Source organism: Collinsella sp. TF12-2AT, from assembly GCF_003436735.1.
GTDB lineage: Bacteria > Actinomycetota > Coriobacteriia > Coriobacteriales > Coriobacteriaceae > Collinsella.
Genome location: NZ_QSQK01000002.1, coordinates 161,975 through 182,876 on the forward strand (window position 1 = coordinate 161,975; position 20,902 = coordinate 182,876).

General features: G+C 61.3%; 18 protein-coding genes. 16 read left to right on the forward strand and 2 right to left on the reverse strand.

Annotated features, from left to right (window positions below; all coding sequences use genetic code 11):
- The first annotated feature begins 97 nt into the window (after positions 1–97).
- Positions 98–3,526 carry a DNA-directed RNA polymerase subunit beta gene (locus DXD24_RS02605; RefSeq protein WP_233502310.1) on the forward strand — a complete coding sequence of 1,143 codons (3,429 nt, stop codon included), beginning with the start codon at positions 98–100 and terminating at the stop codon, positions 3,524–3,526.
- 6 nt (positions 3,527–3,532) lie between these two features.
- Positions 3,533–8,008 (forward strand): DNA-directed RNA polymerase subunit beta', encoded by a 4,476-nt coding sequence (locus DXD24_RS02610; protein WP_187361807.1) that lies wholly within the window; start codon positions 3,533–3,535, stop codon positions 8,006–8,008.
- A 97-nt stretch (positions 8,009–8,105) separates the two neighbouring features.
- On the opposite strand, the gene DXD24_RS10155 is transcribed toward DXD24_RS02610, so the two are convergent.
- Entirely contained in the window at positions 8,106–8,426 is a 321-nt protein-coding gene (locus DXD24_RS10155; RefSeq protein WP_199407968.1) for a hypothetical protein, read from the reverse strand.
- Between DXD24_RS10155 and DXD24_RS02615 the strand changes: the two genes are divergently transcribed.
- The 6 genes from DXD24_RS02615 to rpsJ all read left to right on the forward strand — a co-directional run bounded on the left by DXD24_RS02615 (position 8,319) and on the right by rpsJ (position 13,721).
- The gene (locus DXD24_RS02615) at positions 8,319–8,837 is read left to right on the forward strand and encodes an RNA polymerase sigma factor (RefSeq protein ID WP_233502311.1); all 519 of its coding nucleotides are present in this window, start codon (positions 8,319–8,321) and stop codon (positions 8,835–8,837) included. The two genes, DXD24_RS10155 and DXD24_RS02615, sit on opposite strands and share 108 nt — an antisense overlap.
- Positions 8,788–9,864: a DUF4179 domain-containing protein gene (locus tag DXD24_RS02620; protein WP_117646089.1), complete on the forward strand. Its 1,077-nt coding sequence runs from the start codon at positions 8,788–8,790 to the stop codon at positions 9,862–9,864. The genes DXD24_RS02615 and DXD24_RS02620 overlap by 50 nt, the downstream gene beginning before the upstream one ends.
- A 444-nt stretch (positions 9,865–10,308) precedes the next feature.
- Positions 10,309–10,686 (forward strand): 30S ribosomal protein S12, encoded by a 378-nt coding sequence (rpsL, locus tag DXD24_RS02625; protein ID WP_006235012.1) that lies wholly within the window; start codon positions 10,309–10,311, stop codon positions 10,684–10,686.
- A gap of 73 nt (positions 10,687–10,759) precedes the next feature.
- On the forward strand, positions 10,760–11,233 hold the full coding sequence (gene rpsG / locus DXD24_RS02630) for a 30S ribosomal protein S7 (RefSeq protein WP_006235013.1): 474 nt from the start codon (positions 10,760–10,762) through the stop codon (positions 11,231–11,233).
- Positions 11,234–11,252: 19 nt separating this feature from the next.
- Complete coding sequence (gene fusA, locus DXD24_RS02635) at positions 11,253–13,352, forward strand: elongation factor G (RefSeq protein WP_022094183.1); 2,100 nt, start codon at positions 11,253–11,255, stop codon at positions 13,350–13,352.
- A 60-nt stretch (positions 13,353–13,412) separates the two neighbouring features.
- Complete coding sequence (rpsJ, locus tag DXD24_RS02640) at positions 13,413–13,721, forward strand: 30S ribosomal protein S10 (RefSeq protein ID WP_022094184.1); 309 nt, start codon at positions 13,413–13,415, stop codon at positions 13,719–13,721.
- 115 nt (positions 13,722–13,836) lie between these two features.
- On the opposite strand, the gene DXD24_RS02645 is transcribed toward rpsJ, so the two are convergent.
- The gene (locus DXD24_RS02645) at positions 13,837–14,613 is read right to left on the reverse strand and encodes a biotin--[acetyl-CoA-carboxylase] ligase (protein WP_117646090.1); all 777 of its coding nucleotides are present in this window, start codon (positions 14,611–14,613) and stop codon (positions 13,837–13,839) included.
- Between the two features lie 176 nt (positions 14,614–14,789).
- Here DXD24_RS02645 and DXD24_RS02650 point away from each other — a divergent pair, with 176 nt between their 5' ends.
- The 8 genes from DXD24_RS02650 to fabZ are packed head-to-tail and all read left to right on the forward strand — an operon-like array spanning position 14,790 to position 20,899.
- A complete protein-coding gene (locus DXD24_RS02650) occupies positions 14,790–15,749 on the forward strand; it encodes a 3-oxoacyl-ACP synthase III family protein (RefSeq protein WP_117646091.1) in 960 nt (319 codons plus the stop codon).
- Between the two features lie 52 nt (positions 15,750–15,801).
- Positions 15,802–16,038: an acyl carrier protein gene (locus DXD24_RS02655; protein WP_006235019.1), complete on the forward strand. Its 237-nt coding sequence runs from the start codon at positions 15,802–15,804 to the stop codon at positions 16,036–16,038.
- Between the two features lie 2 nt (positions 16,039–16,040).
- Positions 16,041–16,985, forward strand: coding sequence for a nitronate monooxygenase (locus DXD24_RS02660; RefSeq protein ID WP_117646092.1), 945 nt, complete (start codon positions 16,041–16,043; stop codon positions 16,983–16,985).
- On the forward strand, positions 16,973–17,899 hold the full coding sequence (locus DXD24_RS02665) for an ACP S-malonyltransferase (protein WP_117646093.1): 927 nt from the start codon (positions 16,973–16,975) through the stop codon (positions 17,897–17,899). Before DXD24_RS02660 ends, DXD24_RS02665 begins: the two co-directional genes overlap by 13 nt.
- 30 nt (positions 17,900–17,929) lie before the next feature.
- Positions 17,930–18,703: a 3-oxoacyl-[acyl-carrier-protein] reductase gene (gene fabG / locus DXD24_RS02670; RefSeq protein ID WP_117646094.1), complete on the forward strand. Its 774-nt coding sequence runs from the start codon at positions 17,930–17,932 to the stop codon at positions 18,701–18,703.
- A gap of 39 nt (positions 18,704–18,742) precedes the next feature.
- Positions 18,743–19,990 (forward strand): beta-ketoacyl-ACP synthase II, encoded by a 1,248-nt coding sequence (gene fabF, locus DXD24_RS02675; RefSeq protein ID WP_117646095.1) that lies wholly within the window; start codon positions 18,743–18,745, stop codon positions 19,988–19,990.
- A 3-nt stretch (positions 19,991–19,993) separates the two neighbouring features.
- The gene (gene accB, locus DXD24_RS02680; protein ID WP_117646096.1) at positions 19,994–20,467 is read left to right on the forward strand and encodes an acetyl-CoA carboxylase biotin carboxyl carrier protein; all 474 of its coding nucleotides are present in this window, start codon (positions 19,994–19,996) and stop codon (positions 20,465–20,467) included.
- A 9-nt stretch (positions 20,468–20,476) separates the two neighbouring features.
- Positions 20,477–20,899: a 3-hydroxyacyl-ACP dehydratase FabZ gene (gene fabZ / locus DXD24_RS02685; protein ID WP_117646097.1), complete on the forward strand. Its 423-nt coding sequence runs from the start codon at positions 20,477–20,479 to the stop codon at positions 20,897–20,899.
- Positions 20,900–20,902 lie beyond the last annotated feature (3 nt).

Here is a 20,902-nt window from a genome sequence, read left to right on the forward strand (position 1 = left end):
CCACCGAGCATTTCCGTGAAGGAGGAAAAACCTGGTGACCTACGCATACACTGCCACTGAGCGCAAGCGCGTCAGCTTCGGGAAAATCCCGGAGGCCATGGAGCTCCCCAACCTTATCTCTGTTCAAAGGGAATCCTTTGAGCGTTTTAAGGACGAGGGCCTTCGTGAGGCGTTCAAGGAATCCAGCCCCATCCAGAGCCAGAACCATGTTCTCGAGGTTACCTTCGGCGAGCATCAGTTCGGCGACCCCGCGCACACCGTCGAGGAGTGCCGCGAGAAGGATATGACCTATCAGGCTCCGCTTCTGACCGACGTCCGTCTCACCAACAAGGAGACCGGCGAGATCAAGGAGCAGCTCGTCTTTATGGGCGACTTCCCCATGATGACCGATCAGGGCACCTTTATCATCAACGGTACCGAGCGTATCGTCGTCTCGCAGCTCGTCCGCTCCCCGGGCGTGTACTACAGCTCCGAGATGGATTCGGGCAAGCAGATCTACAAGGCCCAGATCATCCCGTCCCGCGGTGCCTGGCTCGAGTTTGAGGTCGACAAGCGCGACCAGCTCATGGTCTCCATCGACCGTAAGCGCAAGCAGAGCGCCACGATGTTCCTGCGCGCCCTTGGCATCGCCGTCACCAACGATGACATCATCGAGCTGCTCGGCAACTCCGATGTGATCAAGCGCACCCTCGAGCGTGATACCGCCCTCACCCGCGAGGATGCTCTTATCGAGATCTACCGTCGCCTGCGCCCGGGCGAGCCTCCCACCGTGGATGCCTCCCGCAGCCTGCTCGAGGGCCTGCTCTTCAACCCGCAGCGCTACGATCTGGCCCGCGTCGGTCGTTACAAGGTCAACAAGAAGCTCAACCTCACCACCGAGGAAGAGGTCACGGTGCTCACCGACGAGGATATCGTCGCTACGCTGCGCTACCTCCTGTCCCTCGCCGCCGGCGAGCAGGGCTTTAAGGTCGACGACATCGACCACTTTGGCAACCGCCGCATCCGCACCGTCGGCGAGCTCGTCGCCAACCAGTTCCGTATCGGCATGAGCCGTATGGAGCGCGTCGTCCGTGAGCGCATGAGCTCCCAGGATATCGACGAGATTACCCCGCAGTCGCTCATCAACATCCGTCCGATCGTGGCCTCCATCAAGGAGTTCTTCGGTTCCTCGCAGCTCTCGCAGTTCATGGACCAGGCGAACCCCCTGACCGGTCTGACCCACAAGCGCCGTCTGTCCGCACTCGGCCCTGGTGGTCTTGCCGGCCACAAGTCCGGCTCCAGCCGCCGCACCAACGTGCCGACGGCCGTCCGCGACGTTCACAATTCGCACTACAGCCGCATGTGCCCGATCGAGACCCCCGAAGGCCCCAACATCGGCCTGATCGGCTCGCTCGCCCTCTACGCCCGCGTCAACGAGTACGGCTTCATCGAGGCTCCGTTCCGCCGCGTCGAGAACGGCGTTGCCACCGACCAGATCGACTGGATGACCGCTGACGAGGAAGAGAAGCACGTCATCGCGCCGGCCAACACGCCGCTCGATCCTAAGACCAAAGAGTTCATCACAACTGATGCCGAGGGCAAGATCGTCCGTCCGCACACCGTGATCGCCCGTACCCGCGACTTCGACGGCTCCTTCGGCGCTCCCGCCGACGTGCCTGTCGAGGATGTCGACTACATGGACGTCTCGCCGCGTCAGATGCTCTCCGTCGCAGCCACGCTGATCCCGTTCCTTGAGCACGACGACGCCAAGCGTACGCTCATGGGCGCCAACATGCAGCGTCAGGCCGTGCCGCTGGTTCACCCCGCCGCTCCCTATGTCGGTACCGGCATGGAGCGTCGCGCCGCTCTGGACTCTGGCGAGGTCACCCTGGCCAAGAACGCCGGCGAGGTCATCTTTGCCGACGCTTCCAAGATTATCGTCAAGCATGCCGGCGGCATGGACGAGTATCACCTGGCCAAGTACCAGCGCTCCAACCAGTCCACCTGCATCAACCACCGTCCGCTCGTGCGCGTCGGTGACACCGTTGAGCAGGGCGAGCCTCTGGCCGACGGTCCTTCGACCGATCACGGCGAGCTCGCACTGGGCCAGAACCTCACCGTGGCATATATGCCGTGGGAAGGCTTTAACTACGAGGACGGTATCGTCGTGTCCGAGCGCCTGGTGGCCGAGGACCTGCTGACGACCATCAATATCACCCGTCACGAGATCGACGCCCGCGACACCAAGCTCGGCCCCGAGGAGATCACCCGCGAGATCCCGAACCTCTCCGAGGACATGCTTGCCAACCTCGACGAGGACGGCATCATCCGCATCGGCGCCGAGGTCGGCCCTGGCGACATCCTGGTCGGCAAGGTCACGCCTAAGGGCGAGAGCGCTCTGACCGCCGAGGAGCGCCTGCTGCGCGCCATCTTCGGTGCCAAGGCCCACGACGTCCGCGACACCTCCCTTAAGATGCCTCACGGCGCTTACGGTCGCGTCATCGACGTCGTCCGCTTTAGCCGCGAGAACGGCGACGACCTGGCCCCCGGCGTCAACGAGCAGGTGCGCGTCTACGTCGCCCAGCGTCGTAAGATCCAGCAGGGCGATAAGATCGCCGGCCGCCACGGCAACAAGGGTGTTATTTGTAACGTTCTGCCGGTCGAGGACATGCCCTACATGGCTGACGGTACCCCGATCGACGTTATCCTCAACCCGCTGGGCGTTCCTTCGCGTATGAACGTCGGCCAGCTGCTCGAGTGCCACCTTGGCTGGGCTGCTGCGTGTGGTTGGGATACCGAGCAGGCCGACTCCGACAAGTACGTCCCCGGTCCGTTCTTCACCGCCACGCCCGTCTTCGACGGCGCCAAGGAGGACGAGATCGCCGAGGTCATCCGTCGTGCCAACAAGAACATGCTCAACAAGGCCACCGCTGCCTTTGGCGATCACATGCGCCCCGAGTTCGTCACCCAGCTTGACGAGCGCGGCAAGACCCGTCTGTTCGACGGCCGCACCGGCGAGGAGTTCCGCGAGCCCATTACCGTGGGTACGTCCTACATCCTCAAGCTCGGCCACATGGTCGACGACAAGATCCACGCCCGTTCGACCGGCCCTTACAGCCTGGTTACCCAGCAGCCTCTGGGCGGCAAGGCCCAGTTCGGCGGCCAGCGCTTCGGCGAGATGGAAGTTTGGGCACTGTACGCATACGGTGCTTCCAACGTCCTGCAGGAGATCCTGACCGTCAAGTCCGACGATACCGTGGGCCGCGTCAAGACCTACGAGTCCATCGTCAAGGGCGAGAATGTTCCGGTCCCGGGAATCCCCGAGTCCTTCAAGGTTCTCGTCAAGGAGATTCGCTCCCTCGCACTGGACATCGAGCCCATGCACGATGCCGACGAGGACGCCTCCGCCCCTGTGACCGCCGAGGAGACCTCTGCTCTCGACGACCTGGCTGCGCTCGCCGGCGTTGACGCCGACGTCGAGGCCGAGGATGCCGAGACCGCCGAGGCGCCCGAGGCTGTCGCCGCCACGACCACTGATAAGGAGTAGTTGACTGTGGCAGATTTCGAAGCTACTGATTTTGACTCGGTAAAGATCTCCCTTGCCTCCGCCGACCAGATCCGTTCCTGGTCGCACGGCGAGGTCAAGAAGCCGGAGACCATCAATTACCGTACCCTCAAGCCCGAGAAGGACGGCCTGTTCTGCGAGAAGATCTTCGGTCCCGCCAAGGACTGGGAGTGCTCCTGCGGCAAGTACAAGGGCATCCGCTTTAAGGGCATCGTCTGCGAGCGCTGCGGCGTCGAGGTCACCTCGGCCAAGGTGCGTCGCGACCGCATGGGCCACATCGAGCTCGCCGCTCCCGTGTCCCACATCTGGTACTTCAAGAGCCCCACGAGCTTCCCGATGAGCCGTATGCTCGACATCAAGTCCAAGGACCTCGAGAAGGTTCTGTACTTTGCCAGCTACATCATCACTGAGGTTGACTACGAGGCTCGCGAGGCCGACGCCGACGACCTGCGCGAGGAGCTCGCCGCCGATCTGGAAGAGATCGATGCCGAGTGCGCCCGCCAGATCGAGTCCCTCAAGGAGCAGGGCGACCCCGAGAACTTTGACGAGTTCTCCGACGAGGAGCCGCTGACCCCCGAGGAGATCGCCTCTGGCATCGTCGACATCGAGGAAGAGTGCAAGGACGAGAAGCAGCTCCGTACGGACGCCTTCAACGCCTTCATGAAGCTCACCGAGCGCGACCTCATCTCCGATGAGCCGCTGTTCCGCGAGATGACCCGCTACTACTCCATGTACTTCAAGGGTGGCATGGGTGCCGAGGCCGTCCGCGACCTGCTCGCTGCCATCGACCTTCCTTCCGAGGCCGAGAAGCTCAAGGCCATCATCGCCGACGAGGACTCCCAGAAGCAGAAGCGCGAGAAGGCCGTCAAGCGCCTCGAGGTCGTTGACGCCTTCCTGAAGGGCGGCAACAGCCCCGCGAACATGATCCTGGACGTCATCCCGGTCATTCCGCCCGATCTGCGCCCGATGGTCCAGCTCGACGGCGGCCGCTTCGCCGCGTCCGACCTCAACGACCTGTATCGTCGCGTGATCAACCGTAACAACCGACTCAAGCGTCTGCTCGACCTGGACGCCCCTGCGATCATCGTGAACAACGAGAAGCGCATGCTCCAGGAGTCCGTGGACGCCCTGTTCGACAACGGCCGTCGTGGTCGCCCGGTCTCTGGCCGTGGCGGTCGCCCGCTCAAGTCGCTCGCCGAGGCCCTCAAGGGCAAGCAGGGTCGTTTCCGTCAGAACCTGCTGGGTAAGCGTGTCGACTACTCCGGCCGTTCGGTAATCGTTACCGACCCCAAGCTGCTGCTGCACCAGTGCGGTCTGCCCAAGACCATGGCGCTGGAGCTCTTCAAGCCCTTCGTCATGAAGCGCCTGGTCGAGCTCGGCAAGGTCGAGAACATCAAGGGCGCCAAGCGCGCTATCGACCGCGGCGCCACCTTTGTGTGGGACATCCTCGAAGAGGTCATCGACGGCCGCGTCGTGCTGCTCAACCGTGCACCGACCCTGCACCGTCTGTCCATCCAGGCCTTTGAGCCGGTGCTGGTCGAGGGCAAGGCTATCCACCTGCACCCGCTGGTCTGCTCGCCCTTCAACGCCGACTTCGACGGCGACCAGATGTCTGTCCATGTGCCGCTGTCCAGCCAGGCTCAGGCCGAGGCTCGCGTGCTCATGCTCTCTGCGAACAACCTGCGCTCGCCGGCATCCGGCAAGCCGGTCAACATCCCTTCGCAGGACATGATCATCGGTGTGTACTACCTGACCCAGGTCCGCGACGGTCTGCCGGGCGAGAACCACGTGTTCGCAAGCTTCGACGATGCGCTGCACGCCTATGACTGCCGCTCCGAGGTCGACATGCAGGCCAAGATTCAGGTCCGTGTGTCCGCTGCCGACGCCAATGTCATCAACGAGGACGGCACCCGTATCTTCCGCGTCAAGAACGGCAAGAACGAGTTTGTCGACTACGACGTCACCGGCAACAAGACCGCGCGCTTCGAGACCTCTATCGGCCGCATCATCTTCAACCGCCAGTGCCTGCCCGAAGACTATGAGTTCATGAACTATAAGATGGTCAAGGGCGATGTGGCCAAGCTGGTTGCGGACTGCTGCGATCGCTATCCCGAGGCCAAGGTCGGTCCGATCCTCGACGCCATCAAGTACTCCGGCTTCCACTACGCTACCCGCGCCGGCCTCACCATCTCGGTGTGGGACGCTCTCATCCCTGCCGAGAAGCAGGAGCTGCTCGACCGCGCCCAGGCCAACGTCGACCAGATCAACGAGTACTTCGAGGAGGGCTTCATCAACGAGACGGAGCGCCACATCGAAGTCGTTAACGAGTGGACCGCTTGTACCGATAAGGTCGCAGCGCTCATGCTCGACTTGTTCGACGAGGAGAACCCGCTCTACATGATGGCCGACTCCGGCGCCCGTGGTTCTAAGACCCAGCTGCGTCAGCTCGGCGGCATGCGTGGCCTGATGGCAGACATGTCTGGCGAGACGATCGACCTTCCCATTAAGGCGAACTTCCGCGAGGGCCTGCTGCCGCTCGAGTACTTCATTTCGACCTACGGCGCCCGTAAGGGCCTGGTCGATACCGCATCCCACACCTCGGACTCTGGTTACCTGACCCGTCGTCTGGTCGACGTGGCCCAGGACGTCATCGTCCGCGAGGAGGACTGCGGTACGCACGAGGGCGTCACCTACAACCTCATCATCCCCGGCACCACCGACCTCAACACCGACCTCGTCGGCCGTTGCTTCATCGAGGACGTCGTGGCCCCCGATGGCACCGTGCTCTTTGAGCAGGACGGCTACATCGAGAAGGTCGCCGACATCCAGAAGATGGTCGATGCGGGCCTCAAGAAGGTCAAGCTTCGCGCACTGCTCACCTGCCGCTCCAAGTACGGCGTGTGCCAGAAGTGCTACGGCTGGGATCTTTCCACCCGTCGTCCGGTCGCCATCGGTACTGCCGTCGGCATTATTGCCGCCCAGTCCATCGGCGAGCCCGGTACGCAGCTTACGATGCGTACCATTCACTCCGGCGGCGTCGCTGGCGTCGACGATATTACGCAGGGTCTGCCTACGGTCAGCCGTATGTTCGATATCGTCGGTAACGTCAACGAGAAGATCCTGGGTCGCGAGGCCGAGCTGGCTCCGTACTCCGGCCACCTCTCGATTAAGCCCGAGAAGTCCGAGTACGTGCTGACGCTCACCGACTCCGAGGATCACACCCGTGTCCTCGACGAGCGTCGCGTCCCCGCTTCGGTGCGCTTCATGCCCGAGATCGAGGACGGCTGCGAGGTTCGCGCCGGCGACCAGATCACCAAGGGCTTCGTCAACTTCCGCAACCTGCGCAAGTTGACCGACATCGAGTCGACGATGCACACCTTCGTCGAGAGCGTCAAGGACGTCTACACCAGCCAGGGCGTCGACCTGAACGACAAGCACATCGAGGTGCTCGCACGTCAGATGCTGCGTCGCGTTCAGATCACCAACCCCGGCGACTCCAAGTACCTGCTTGGTCAGTACGTCGACCGCTACGAGTTCGCTGACGAGGTCGAGCGCGTTGCCCGTCTGGGCGGTCAGGCTCCCGTGGCCGAGCCCGTCATCCTGGGTACGCTCAAGGTCGCGTCCAACATCGACTCCTGGCTGTCGAGCGCTTCGTTCATCCGTACCGCCGGCGTCCTTACCGAGGCTGCCATCGAGGGCAAGGTCGACCACCTGCTCGACCTTAAGTCCAACGTCATCGTCGGTAAGAAGATCCCTGCTGGTACCGGCCTTAAGCCGTATGCCAACGCCAAGTTGACGTATCGCACGGCCGACGGCTATGTCGACATCGACGGTCCGGCTTCGCCCAACGCCAAGTCGCTGCCCGAGTGGGCTCCGGTTGAACTCAAGGATCTGGACGAGCAGCTCCCGCAGCAGCTCGACTGGGCCGGCTACGACGAGTTCGGTGGTGCTGACGGTTCGTTCACCCGCAACGGCCATACCATCTCCGCCGAGAAGGCTCGCCTGTACCTGTTCGACGACCTGGGCGTGTCGCAGCGTTGGACCAACAAGTTCAGCGAGGTCGGCATCGAGACGGTCGGCGACCTGGTCGGCAAGTCCGAGGAGGATCTGCTGCGCATCGATGGTATCGGTGCTAAGGCGATCGAGGAGCTCCGTGACGGCCTGGAGGCCCACGACCTGCTCTACATCCTCGAGAACAACGACGACGTTGCCGACGAGGAAGACCTCTCGCAGCTGCTGCAGATGGTCTTTAGCCCCGACGGTCCGGACGATATCCTGCTGGGTACCTCCGCTCCGACGCATCACGCCGACGCCGACGAGGAGCTCCTGGGCGCCCCGATCGACGACAAGAAGGCTCCCGCCAACGGCGCAATCAACGAGGACATGGCGTCCCTCGACGAGCTGCTCAACCAGCTCGTGGACACCGACGACGCCGAAGAGGCCAAGGACAACGACGAGGAGTAATTAGTTCCGCCGTTCTAACGAACGGCGGCGACCTCCGTCGCTGCGCGGCCCCCAGAGCTACAATCTGTCATTCAAAAGGCAGGGCATGACCAAAAGGTCAATGCCCTGCCTTTTTCATGCCACCTTGTACGCTCTGGGGGCCGCTCGCTTGCGTATGCTCAACCTGTTGCGTTCCGTTGATCCCTTGCCAATAAGGGACAGGTTTATTTTGGTAGGTTTTTCCTGCTTGGATTTGAAACATTTCGTTCGGCCAAAGCGTATCTATGGTGAGGACCTCATCAAGAACCATCAGCGTCACCGGGAGGTGATTATGGAAGAACAAGCTTTTAGACAGGCGGTTGAAGACCACCGTGATGTCGTGTTTCGGATCGCCTTGACGTACCTGCGCGATCGCGCCGATGCCGACGATATTGCCCAAGATGTCTTTCTTAAGTTGCTTAAAAGCGATGGACACTTTGAAAGTTGGGAACATCTTCGCCGCTGGCTTATCCGGGTCACGATCAATGAATGCAAGTCTCTCTTTCGAAAACCGTGGAGGCGCGTGGAGGATATCGAGAATCTGACCGATTCGCTCTTGGCGGCGCAGGACGAGACCAAGGCCGTCCTATTAGACGTCATGCGGCTTCCGGAACGATTCCGTATCTCCATCGTGCTCTATTACTATCTGGGCTTCTCGACTTCAGAAATTGCCGAGTTACTGCATGTGCCAGCCGCGACCGTTCGAACGCGTTTAGCTCGCGGCAGATCGAAGCTCAAGTTCATCCTAGAGGAGGGCGACCGTGAAATCCAACCAGATCAAGCAGGCCTTCGAGTCCGTCCAAGCCGATAGCGATCTTGCTGACCGTGTTCTTTATGCCGCTGCTGGCGAGCCGCTTCGCCGAAAGGGTCACGCGAAGCCTCTGTATGTTGCCGTAATCGGATGTCTTGCCGGAGTGCTGGCGACCGGAGGGGTCGCCTACGCTGTTGTCAATTCCAGTTATTTTGCCTCTGCCTGGGGAAACCATGGCAACGGAGAGTCCGTTACCTGGACAAATGGCGGCTCGTCGGGGACGAAATATACCTACACCAGAGAGTTTGGTGATGGTATCGCGCCCCAAAGCCTGGAGGGTGCAGTCCAGAAGGTCAATCTGTCCGTCGAGGGCAACGGCTATACGCTCGACATTCATGAGATGGCAATCGACGAGAACGGTTGCGGTGCTGTGACGTTTACATTGTCCAATCCGAATGGCGTTAACTACTACAAGCCGGCGGCAGAGCTTGGCGAACTTGTTCTCTATGGTGAAGAAGAAGGGGGCGTCAGTACACCCAGCATGAACTTCGGCGAGGAATGGGCTGATACACGCTGCACCATTGATAAAGACACATCAAGCGACACGGTCATTAACGGCACGATGTACTTTGCATCTTGGAATCGCGATCGAGATTTACGACATGCGGTCACCTGGAATATCAGTTGGACGGAGGGCAAAGGTGAGGATGCGAAGGTGATCGAGGTATCGACGCCAGAGTTTAACGTCGGAGCGCACGTCGATACAAAAGAACTCCGCTCCGATGACTCGCCTCTCGAGATTAGCCCGTTTTCCATCCAGACGCACATCGATGATCTGGGCTATGAAGCAGTTGATCATAAACTGACCGTCACCTACAAGGATGGGTCAGAGCAGATTATCGAAGATGACGACGCAGGGGCGTACAATTTCTATGTTTCGATGGCACGCAATAGCGGAGAGAACATTTGGGTGCCAACGAAGTTGATTGATGTCGATCAAGTGGTCTCGGTAACCCTCGAGGGCGCGAGGTACACATCAACGGGGGAGACCGAAACGAAAGTACCCTTTACCATCGTCTATTCGTAAGGTCTAGGCCGCTTCCCAAGAGGGGAAGCGGCCTTTTTAGCGTTAAATGGGCGGTTAGATTGAACGCTATTTGTCTGATTCTCGGAAGAACGTGGCAAATGGATGCGGATCACCGTGAAGAGCGGCGTTTTCCCAGATAAAACCGACCAAAATAAACCTGTCCCTTTTTGGCAGGTAACGTTGCCCCGACGAGCACGTCGGATCCCCGGCCCGGGCGGCCCGCCCGGGCCGGGGATCCGCCAGCGCGCACAGGAGGGGATTCCTTTTGTGTAGGCTTTGCGGAAATGTGCCAATTTTGGGATACGCCCGGCGGCGTGGTCTGTTGACGACACAGCTAACGCCACGTATCCTATCGAACTGCGTGTTTCGTAGGGGGATGCTGACCCCTCGATTCAAGCCGTTGCACTTTACAGAAAGCTGGAATCATTCGAGAAGGAGTACGCTTTGCCTACTATTAACCAGCTGGTTCGCCAGGGCCGTCGTTCCGTGCCCAAGAAGTCCAAGAACGCTGCTCTGCAGCACAACTCCCAGAAGCGCGGCGTGTGCACCCGCGTCTTCACCACGAGCCCCAAGAAGCCGAACTCGGCTCTTCGTAAGGTTGCCCGTGTTCGCCTTGTCAACGGCATCGAAGTTACCGCTTACATCCCGGGTGAGGGCCACAACCTGCAGGAGCACTCCATCGTGCTCGTCCGCGGCGGTCGTGTCCGTGACCTCCCTGGTGTCCGTTATCACGTCATCCGTGGCGCCTACGACGCTGCTCCGGTCCAGAACCGTATGCAGGCCCGTTCCAAGTACGGTGCTAAGCGCCCCAAGGCTAAATAAGCCAGATAACGTTTTGATACTTTCGCCGCGTGCCGCCTAAGCGCCGCACGGTAGACACTTAAGGAGATTTCACATGCCGCGTCGTGCAGCAGCTAATCGTCGTGAGGTTCAGCCTGACGCCGTTTACAACAACCGCCTGGTGACTCAGCTCATCAACAAGGTCCTTCTTGACGGCAAGAAGGCCACCGCTGAGCGCATCGTTTACACCGCTTTCGAGATCGTTGCCGAGAAGTCCGAGGGTGGCGACGCTCTCGCTACCTTCAAGAAGGCTATGGACAACGTCAAGCCCACGCTCGAGGTTAAGCCCAAGCGTGTCGGTGGCGCTACCTATCAGGTCCCGATGGAGGTCAACTCCCGTCGTTCCACCGCTCTGGGTATCCGCTGGATCGTCAACTTCTCCCGCGCTCGCAAGGAGAAGACCATGGCCGAGCGTCTCGCCAACGAGATCCTCGACGCCTCCAACGGCCTGGGCGCTTCCGTCAAGAAGCGTGAGGACGTCTTCAAGATGGCCGAGGCCAACCGCGCGTTCTCTCACTATCGTTGGTAAGTTAAGGTAAGGAACTAACATGGCTAAGCCTAAGTACAAGCTTTCCGATACCCGTAACATCGGCATCATGGCTCACATCGATGCCGGTAAGACCACCACGACCGAGCGTATTCTTTACTACACCGGTAAGACCCACAAGATCGGTGAGGTTCATGAGGGCGCTGCCACCATGGACTGGATGGTTCAGGAGCAGGAGCGCGGCGTAACCATTACCTCCGCTGCTACCACCTGCTTCTGGAACAAGGACGGTAAGGACTACCGCATCCAGATCATCGACACCCCGGGCCACGTTGACTTCACCGCCGAGGTCGAGCGCTGCCTGCGCGTCCTCGATGGCGCTGTTGCCGTCTTTGACGCCGTTGCCGGCGTTCAGCCCCAGTCTGAGACCGTTTGGCGTCAGGCTTCTACTTTCAACGTCCCCCGCATCGCCTTCATCAACAAGTATGACCGCGTGGGCGCTGACTTCTTCAACGCTATCGAGACCATGAAGGATCGTCTCGACGCTAACGCCGTGGCCGCTCAGGTCCCGATGGGCGCCGAGGACAACTTCTGGGGCGTCATCGACCTCGTTACCATGACTGCATGGGACTTCAAGGCCGACGAGAAGGGCATGACCTACCCTGAGCCGATGGACGAGATCCCGGCTGAGTTTGCCGACATCGCTGCCACCAAGCGCGAGGAGCTCCTCGACGCTGCTGCCAGCTTTGACGACGAGCTCATGGAGAAGATCCTCATGGAGGAGGACTTCACCGTCGAGGAGCTCAAGGCTGCTCTGCGCAAGGGCGTTCTGGCCAATGAGCTCAACCTCGTCTTCGTGGGCTCCGCCTACAAGAACAAGGGCGTCCAGGAGCTGCTCGACGCTGTCGTCGACTACCTGCCCAGCCCGCTCGACGTCGAGGCTGTCACCGGTACCGATCCGGACACCGGCGAGGAGATCCAGCGTCATCCTTCCTTCGACGAGCCCTTCTCCGGCCTGGTCTTCAAGATCATGACCGACCCGTTCGTCGGTAAGCTCACCTACGTCCGCGTTTACTCCGGCCGCGCCGAGTCCGGCTCCTACGTGGTCAACGCTTCCAACGGTCAGCGCGAGCGCCTCGGCCGCATCCTCGAGATGAACGCCGCCGAGCGTATCGACCGTGACGACGCTGCCGCCGGCGACATCGTCGCTTGCGTCGGCTTCAAGAACTCCACCACCGGTGACACCCTGTGCGCCGAGGGCAAGGAGATCGTCCTCGAGAAGATCGAGTTCGCTAAGCCCGTTATCGACGTTGCCATCGAGCCCAAGACCAAGGCCGAGCAGGACAAGATGTCCCTGGCTCTGACCAAGCTCGCCGAGGAGGACCCGACCTTCCAGGTGTCCACCAACCACGAGACCGGCCAGACCATCATCGCCGGCATGGGCGAGCTGCACCTCGAGATCATCGTCGACCGTCTGCTCCGCGAGTTCAAGGTTGACGCTAACGTCGGTAAGCCCCAGGTCGCCTACCGCGAGACCGCTGGTCACGACGTCGAGAAGGCTGAGGGCAAGTTCGTCCGTCAGTCCGGTGGTCGCGGTCAGTACGGCCACGCCGTCATCAAGCTCGAGAAGATGGAGGAGGGCTTCGGCTACGAGTTCGTCAACGCTATCGTCGGCGGCGTCGTGCCCAAGGAGTACATCCCGTCCATCGACAAGGGCATCCAGGAGGCCCTGAACACCGGTGTTATCGCCGGCTTCCCGGTCCTCGACGTCAAGGTCACCCTGTTCGACGGTTCTTACCACGAGGTCGACTCCTCCGAGGCCGCCTTTAAGATCGCCGGTTCCATGGCTATCAAGGACGCCCTCAAGAAGTCCGACCCGCAGCTGCTCGAGCCGATCATGGCTGTCGAGGTCGAGACCCCCGAGCAGTACATGGGCGACGTTATGGGCAACCTCTCCGGTCGCCGCGGCAAGATCGAGGGCATGGAGGATCGCAAGAACAGCAAGCTCATCCGTGCCAAGGTGCCGCTGGGCGAGATGTTCGGTTACGCTACCGACCTTCGCTCCCAGACCCAGGGCCGTGCATCCTACACGATGCAGTTCGACTCTTATGAGCCCGCGCCCAAGTCCATCGTGGACGAGGTCATGAGCAAGAACGCCTAAGTTCGAGCTCCCTGTTACGTAATCCGCGAGAGCATCTCTCGCACTCTTTGGAGGTTTAAGTTGGCTACCCAGAAGATCCGCATTCGCCTCAAGGGCTATGATCACGAGGTCGTCGATCAGTCCGCGAAGCTCATCGTCGAGACCGCTCAGAAGACCGGCGCTCGCGTTTCCGGTCCTGTCCCCCTGCCCACCGAGCGCAACCTGTACACGGTTATCCGCTCGCCGCACGTGAACAAGGACTCCCGTGAGCAGTTCGAGATGCGCACCCACAAGCGTCTCATCGACATCCTCGACCCCACCTCGGGCACCGTTGATTCGCTCATGCGTCTCGACCTCCCCGCTGGCGTCGACATCGACATCAAGCTCTAAGCGATATCGCTCATAGCTTAAAGGGCCCCGCTGCCGTTACGGTAGCGGGGCCCTTTTGTTTTGAGCTTAGGTTTTAAGAGGCGAATAATGCTGCTGAGAGGATGGCTTTGGCACCCTATGCGCTCAAAGGGCGCAAGGATGCTTCTTCGAAGTGGAATGCGCGGAGCCCGCCCTCCGTCTCGATGTTCGCGCGACCATAATCGTCGACCGTTCTGAATATTCCTCGCGCCAGCTCTTCTCCAGCGGGGGAGCGGGCAATTACGTGGTTCCCAATCCAATTGAGGCGGGCGACATAATCATCGAGGATGGGCGCAAGCGGGCCGACGCTACTCTCCATTGTATTAAGGCACTTCTCCCAAGTGTCTACACCCTCAACGACCGCATGGTAGACCGCATCGAGCAGCGTATCGACCGTGGGAACATTCTTGTTGAGATCCGAGAGGCCGATTGCCGCCAGCCCGCCATCGGGAACCTCCGAGGGCACATAGTTTACGTTGACGCCAATGCCGCAGACGGCGAAGGGCCTGCCTTCGTTATCGCGTGCGGCCTCGACCAGAATGCCGCCGAGCTTGCGTCCTCGCGCGACCAGGTCGTTGGGCCATTTGAGACCAATCTCGTTTGCAAGACCCTGCTTTCCGAGCGCCTCGAGCACCGCTAGGCCGCTGACGGCGGCAAGACCAGAGTACTTTGCAGGATTAACGCATGGACGCAGGACAATCGAAAGCAATAGGTTGCCGGCGGTTGAATCCCACTTGTGGCCGCGCCGGCCGCGTCCTGCTGTCTGAGCCCGGGCGGCAAGTCCTGTGCCGTGCGTCGCTCCCTGTTTTCCTGCTTCGAGCAGGTCATCGTTGGTCGATCCGGTTACGTCGACTATCGTTAATTTGGCATCCATAACGGCTGCTACCTCCTAAGTTAATAAAGCAATCGTGCAATGGTGTCGAGAGATAGACACAATGTGAAGCCTTTGTCGCATTTGGACAATTTAATGTTAACACGTCAACAACGACTAAATTGCGCTATCCTCTCTTGGTCGATGTAAACACGTCAACAACTCAAAGGAGGTTAGTGATGGGTTTCACGATTCTTGGAACAGGCTCGGCGCTTCCTAAGCGCAGTGTTTCCAATGACGAGCTGTCCGAGTTCCTCGATACCTCGGATGAGTGGATTTTTACCCGCACAGGTATCAAGAGCCGCCATGTATGCACCACCGAGTCACTTGATGACCTTGCCGTAGCGGCGAGCGAGCGGGCACTCCAGGTGTCCGGAATCGACGCGAGCCAGCTGGATCTGATCGTCTGCTCGACGACGACGGGTGACCACCTTGTTCCCGCTGAGGCGTGTGCCGTTGCTGAGCGACTGGGCGCGACGTGCCCTGCTTTCGATGTCTCGGCTGCCTGCGCCGGCTTCGTATTTGCGCTCGATGTCGCCGAGGGCTATATCGCCCGAGGACGAGCCAAGCATGTGCTTGTCGTTGCCGCCGAGCAGATGACGCGCGCGCTCGACTGGACCGACCGCGCCACCTGTGTGCTCTTTGGCGATGGGGCAGGCGCCGCGGTGATTGAGGCTGGGGGAGACAGCCCCCTTGCCGTTGAGCTTTCGACGGCGCCCGACGTCGAGACGTTGTGCGTTCCCGGTCTGGTCGGCACCTCGCCGTTTAAGGCCTCCGCAGATAGCGAGAGCGTGCTGTCCATGAATGGCCGCCGCGTGTTCAAGTTCGGCGTCAACGCGATTTGCGACACGGTCCATAAGCTTGCGAGCGATGCGGGCATTTCGGTCGAGGACATCGACCATTTTGTATTCCATCAGGCTAACGAACGAATCCTGAGTCAGGCGGTCAAGCGCCTCGGTGTGCCAGACAAGCGCGTGGTTCGAACGCTGCGCGAGACCGGCAACATTTCGAGCGCATGCATTCCGCTTGCCCTCGACCGGCTGGCAAACGCCGGTGCACTTCACACGGGCGACACCATCGCCCTCGTTGGATTTGGCGCCGGTCTGGATATAGGTGGCTATCTACTTCGTTGGAAGTAGTCGCACATAGGTAATAAAAACGCCCCTAGGGCACAAACAAAGGAGAACTACCATGGCAGATCAGAAGACCTTCGAGCGCGTTTGCGATGTTATCCGCGAGACCGCCGGTCTTGACGACGTCGAGATGAAGCCCGAGTCCACGCTCGAGGAGATTGGTCTCGACAGTCTGGGCACCGTCGAGATCCTCGTCGCCGTTGAGGACGAGTTTGGCATCCAGCTCGATACCGAGGAGAACCCCAAGACGGTCGGCGAGTTCGCCGATACGGTCGAGGCGGCATTGGAGAAGTAGAGATGCTCAAGACTCCTCTCTGCGAGCTGCTCGGCATCGAAAAGCCCGTGTTCCAGGGCGGCATGGCCTGGATTGCCGATGCCTCGCTGGCATCGGCCGTGTCCGAGGCCGGCGGGTTGGGAATCATCGCGGCCATGAATGCCGACTCCAACTGGCTGTGCGATCAGATTCACGAGCTGCGCACCAAGACGGATAAGCCCTTTGGTGTGAACGTCATGCTTATGAGCCCGTTTGCCGACCAGGTCGCGCAGGTTGTGATTGACGAGCAGGTGCCGGTCGTCGTGACGGGTGCCGGCAATCCCACCAAGTACATGAAGGCTTGGAACGACGCCGGCATCAAGGTCATCCCGGTCGTTGCCTCGGTGGCGCTGGCGCGTCTCGTGGCGCGTCGTGGGGCCACCGCCGTGGTTGCCGAAGGCACCGAATCGGGTGGACATATTGGCGAGACATCGACGATGGCGCTCGTTCCGCAGGTTGTCGACGCGGTCGATGTCCCCGTTGTGGCAGCTGGCGGTATCGCCGATGGTCGCGGCGTGGCAGCGGCCTTTATGCTTGGCGCCGCTGGCGTCCAGGTGGGAACACGCTTTCTGGTCGCAAACGAGTGCACCGTATCCGAACAGTACAAAGAGATGGTCCTGAAGGCCAACGACACTTCGACGCGTGCGACCGGTCGCTCGACGGGACATCCAGTGCGCGCCCTCAAGAGCCCCTTCACCAACGCCTATGCCAAGAGCGAGGGTTCCGGCGCGAGTGCCGAGGAGCTCGGTGCTATGGGAACCGGTGCGCTGCGTAAGGCCGCCAAGGACGGCAACTACGAAGAGGGTTCGTTTTTGTGTGGACAGATTGCCGGCATGGTCAACGAACGCCAGAGCGCACGCGAAATCGTTGACGACCTGGTCGATGGCGCCGAGCACGTCCTGAAGGGTGCGTGTGCATGGGTGGCGTAGCGTTTTTGTTTGCCGGCCAGGGTGCCCAGCACCCCGCGATGGGCGTCGACTTGATCGAGAAATCGCCGGCGGCCGCCGAGGTGTTCGCCATTGCCGATGAGGTGCGCCCGGGGACGAGCGAGCAGTGCCGGAGCGCCTCCAAGGAGGAGCTCTCGCAGACCGAGAACACGCAGCCCTGCGTGTTCGTGCACGACTTGGCTGTCGCCGTCGCCCTGCGCGAGCGCGGCGTGGTGCCTGCCGCCTGTGCGGGATTTTCGCTGGGCGAGGTCTCCGCACTCAGCTTTGCGGGGGCATTCGATACGCGAGCGGGTTTTGAGCTCGTGTGTGAGCGCGCGGCATTGATGGCCACGGCGGCCGAGCGTCACCCTGGCGGCATGCGCGCCGTCATCAAACTTGATGCTGCGCAAGTCGAGAACCTGGCTGCGCAGGCCGGCGAGGACTGCTGGCCGGTCAACTACAACAGTCCCCAGCAGACGGTTGTGGCCGGAGCGCCCGATGCGCTGCAGACCCTCGACGTCCTAGTAAAAGAGGCTGGCGGCCGCGCCATGAAGGTCGCGGTGTCGGGTGCATTTCATAGCCCCTATATGGCCGAGGCGACCTGTGGCCTTGCCGCATATATTGAGGCCGGTCACGCGCCGTCCCCGTTGCTCATTCCTGTTTTGGCAAATATGACAGCGGCGCCCTATCCGGCGGACCCCCAGACGGCATCGGATGTCTTGGCCAATCAGGTGAGCCATGCCGTGCGCTGGGTCGATACGCTGCATGCTCTGCAGGATCAAGGCATCGACACATTTATTGAGGTCGGCCCCGGCAAAACGCTGTCCGGCCTGATCAAGCGTACGTTGAGCGACGTTCGTGTGTATTCGTGCGAGACGGCCGAGCAGGTCGCAGCTATTGCCGACGAGCTCGCATAGTCCACAGGGCTGTAACCCGAAAGGAATGACATGGGCAACTTGAACAACGGCGCGCTCGAGCGCAACGATTCGCGTCGTGTGGCACTGATCACGGGCGGCTCGCGTGGTATCGGCCGCGCTTGTGCGGTTGGCCTGGCGGAGGACGGCTTTGATATCGCCGTCGTCTATGCCGGTAGCGTCGATGCGGCGCGCGAGACGTGCGAAGCCTGCGAGGCCGCTGGCGCCACGGCGCGCGCGTATCAATGCGATGTGGCCGACTCCGATGCCGTCAACGCGTGCGCGGAAGCGGTTCTCAACGACTTTGGCTCTATTTGGGTGCTCGTCAACAATGCCGGGATCACTCGCGATGGGCTGCTCATGCGCATGGGCGACGACGCCTTCGATCGCGTGCTCGATGTCAATCTAAAAGGAACGTTTAACACGACACGCGCACTCACCAAGACCTTTATGCGCCAGCGCGGCGGCTGCGTCGTCAACATGAGCTCGGTCGTGGGCCTGATGGGCAATGCCGGACAGGCCAACTACGCGGCCTCCAAGGCGGGCGTGATCGGCCTGACCAAGGCGGTGGCGCGCGAGCTTGCGCCTCGCGGCGTACGGGTGAACGCGGTCGCCCCCGGGTTTGTCGAGACGGATATGACGGCAAAGCTCTCGGATAAGGTGCGTGCGGCAACCGAGGAGCAGATTCCCCTTAAGCGTATGGCGCAGCCCGAGGAGGTGGCCGGTGTGGTGCGCTTTTTAGCGAGCGATGCGGCCGCTTACATTACGGGCGAAGTCATACGCGTCGACGGCGGAATGGCGATGTAGAAAGCAAGCCGGGTAAGCGGCTTGGATGAGGAGACCATGATGGAACAGAGAGTTGCAATCACCGGCATAGGTGCCGTGTCGCCGCTCGGCAACACCGCGCTTGCCACCTGGGCGGCCATGTGCGCCGGAACGTGTGGCATCGGTCCGATCACGCACTTTGATACCGATGCATTTGCCGTCAAGGTGGCGGCCGAGGTCAAGGGTTTTGACGGCAACGATTACTTTGGCAAGCATGACGCCAAGCATCTCGACCCCTGTGTTCAGTTTGCGATGGCGGCGTCGGACGAGGCCATGCACGATGCGGGCCTCGATGTTGAGGGCGCGGTCGATCGCGATCGCCTGGGTGTCTATGTGGGCTCGGGCGTGGGCGGCATGCAGACGCTTGTCGACAACGTCCATACGATTGCCGATCGCGGGCCTCGTCGCGCATCGCCCTACATGATTGCGATGATGATTCCCAACATGGCTTCGGGCAACATTGCGATTCGCCATAAGGCAAAGGGCCCGACCCTGCCCGTCGTGACCGCCTGCGCGACTTCTGCCCATGCGGTGGGCGAGGCGTTCCGCGCCATCAAGCACGGCTATGCCGATGCAATCCTGGCCGGCGGCGCCGAGGCCGCCATTATCCCCGATGCCGTTGCGGGCTTTACGTCCTGCCGCGCATTGACCACCAACCCCGATCCCGCGACGGCTTGCCGCCCGTTCGATGCAGACCGCGACGGCTTTGTGATGGGCGAGGGCGCCTGCGTGCTCGTGCTCGAGGGTATGGAGCACGCACAGGCCCGCGGTGCGCACATTTACGCCGAGGTCGTGGGCTACGGCAACACCGATGACGCCTACCACATCACGAGTCCCGACCCGGACGCGGCAGGTATCGCCCGTGCGATATCGCTGGCGGTGGCCGAGGGCGACGTTAAGCCTTCTGAGGGCCTCTACATCAACGCTCACGGCACCTCGACCAAACTCAACGATTCGTCCGAGACGGCGGGCATCAAGCGAGCACTCGGCGAGGATGCGGCGCGCGCCGCGCACGTCTCGTCGACCAAGTCGATGACCGGCCATATGATCGGCGCCACGGGTGCCATCGAGGTCATGGCCTGTGCCATGGCGCTCGAGCAGGGTGTGGTGCCGCCGACTATTAACTACCACACGCCCGATCCCGCCTGCGATCTTGACTACACGCCCAATCGCGCAGTTCGCGCCGACCTTACCTGGGCGCTTTCGACCAATCTGGGCTTTGGCGGGCACAACGCCGCCATCGCGCTGCGTAGATATGCAAGGAGCTAGAGCATGGATTCCAAAAGACTTGCCGAGATAGCCGATGTGATGGAGGACCGCGGCCTCACGCGCGTGCGCGTTGAGGAGCCCGATGGCACCGCGGTCGAACTCGAGCGCGCGAGCGCCGCACAGCCGGTTGCCGTGCCCATGCCCATGCCGAGCGCTATGGCCGCTCCAGTTGCAGCTCCCACAGTCGCGCCTGCCGCACCGGAGCCCGCCGCGCAGGCGCCTGCCGCCGCATCGGAGCCCAAGGGCACCGAGGTGACCGCTCCCATGGTCGGCGTTTTCTACGCTGCCCCGGCGCCGGGCGACGAGCCGTTTGTGCACGTGGGCTCCAAGGTCAAGGCCGGCGAGACCCTCTGCATCATCGAGGCCATGAAGGTTCTCAACGAGGTGACGGCAGAGGCGGATGGCGAGGTGCTCGAGATCTGCGTGGCCGACGGCGACCTCGTGGAGTTTGGCAGTTGCCTCATGAGGATCGGATAGGTGATATCCATGAACAAAGAAGAGCTTAAAGAACTGTTACCGCATCGCGAGCCGATGCTTTTGCTCGACGAAGCCGAGCTGGTGGGCGAGGAGGCCCACGGCAAGATCACGATTACGGGCGACGAGTACTTTTTGCAGGGGCATTTTCCGGGAAACCCGGTCGTCCCCGGCGTGATTCAGTGCGAGATGCTCGCCCAGAACTGCTGCGTGCTGCTGATGGGCGATGAGGAGGCGCGCGGCGCGACGCCGTTCTACACGAGTCTGGACAAGGTGCGCTTTAAGCGTCCGGTGCGCCCGGGCGACACGGTGGATCTGGTGTGCTCCATCACGCGTGCGCGCGGGCCGTTCCGCTTTGCGACGGGTACTGCGAGCGTCAACGGTGAGGTTTGCTGCCGCGCCGATATGTCTTTTGCACTCATGCACGAAAGTTAAGGA

What these genes read in the sequence shown, in the direction of transcription:
- fusA (WP_022094183.1), top strand. Translation starts at nt 11,253, where the DNA reads ATGGCTAAGCCTAAGTACAAGCTTTCCGATACCCGTAACATCGGCATC.
- accB (WP_117646096.1), top strand. Translation starts at nt 19,994, where the DNA reads ATGGATTCCAAAAGACTTGCCGAGATAGCCGATGTGATGGAGGACCGC.
- DXD24_RS02660 (WP_117646092.1), top strand. Translation starts at nt 16,041, where the DNA reads ATGCTCAAGACTCCTCTCTGCGAGCTGCTCGGCATCGAAAAGCCCGTG.
- DXD24_RS02605 (WP_233502310.1), top strand. Translation starts at nt 98, where the DNA reads ATGGAGCTCCCCAACCTTATCTCTGTTCAAAGGGAATCCTTTGAGCGT.
- rpsG (WP_006235013.1), top strand. Translation starts at nt 10,760, where the DNA reads ATGCCGCGTCGTGCAGCAGCTAATCGTCGTGAGGTTCAGCCTGACGCC.
- fabZ (WP_117646097.1), top strand. Translation starts at nt 20,477, where the DNA reads ATGAACAAAGAAGAGCTTAAAGAACTGTTACCGCATCGCGAGCCGATG.
- DXD24_RS02655 (WP_006235019.1), top strand. Translation starts at nt 15,802, where the DNA reads ATGGCAGATCAGAAGACCTTCGAGCGCGTTTGCGATGTTATCCGCGAG.
- fabG (WP_117646094.1), top strand. Translation starts at nt 17,930, where the DNA reads ATGGGCAACTTGAACAACGGCGCGCTCGAGCGCAACGATTCGCGTCGT.
- DXD24_RS02615 (WP_233502311.1), top strand. Translation starts at nt 8,319, where the DNA reads ATGGAAGAACAAGCTTTTAGACAGGCGGTTGAAGACCACCGTGATGTC.
- DXD24_RS02665 (WP_117646093.1), top strand. Translation starts at nt 16,973, where the DNA reads ATGGGTGGCGTAGCGTTTTTGTTTGCCGGCCAGGGTGCCCAGCACCCC.
- DXD24_RS02645 (WP_117646090.1), bottom strand. Translation starts at nt 14,613, where the DNA reads ATGGATGCCAAATTAACGATAGTCGACGTAACCGGATCGACCAACGAT.
- DXD24_RS02650 (WP_117646091.1), top strand. Translation starts at nt 14,790, where the DNA reads ATGGGTTTCACGATTCTTGGAACAGGCTCGGCGCTTCCTAAGCGCAGT.
- fabF (WP_117646095.1), top strand. Translation starts at nt 18,743, where the DNA reads ATGGAACAGAGAGTTGCAATCACCGGCATAGGTGCCGTGTCGCCGCTC.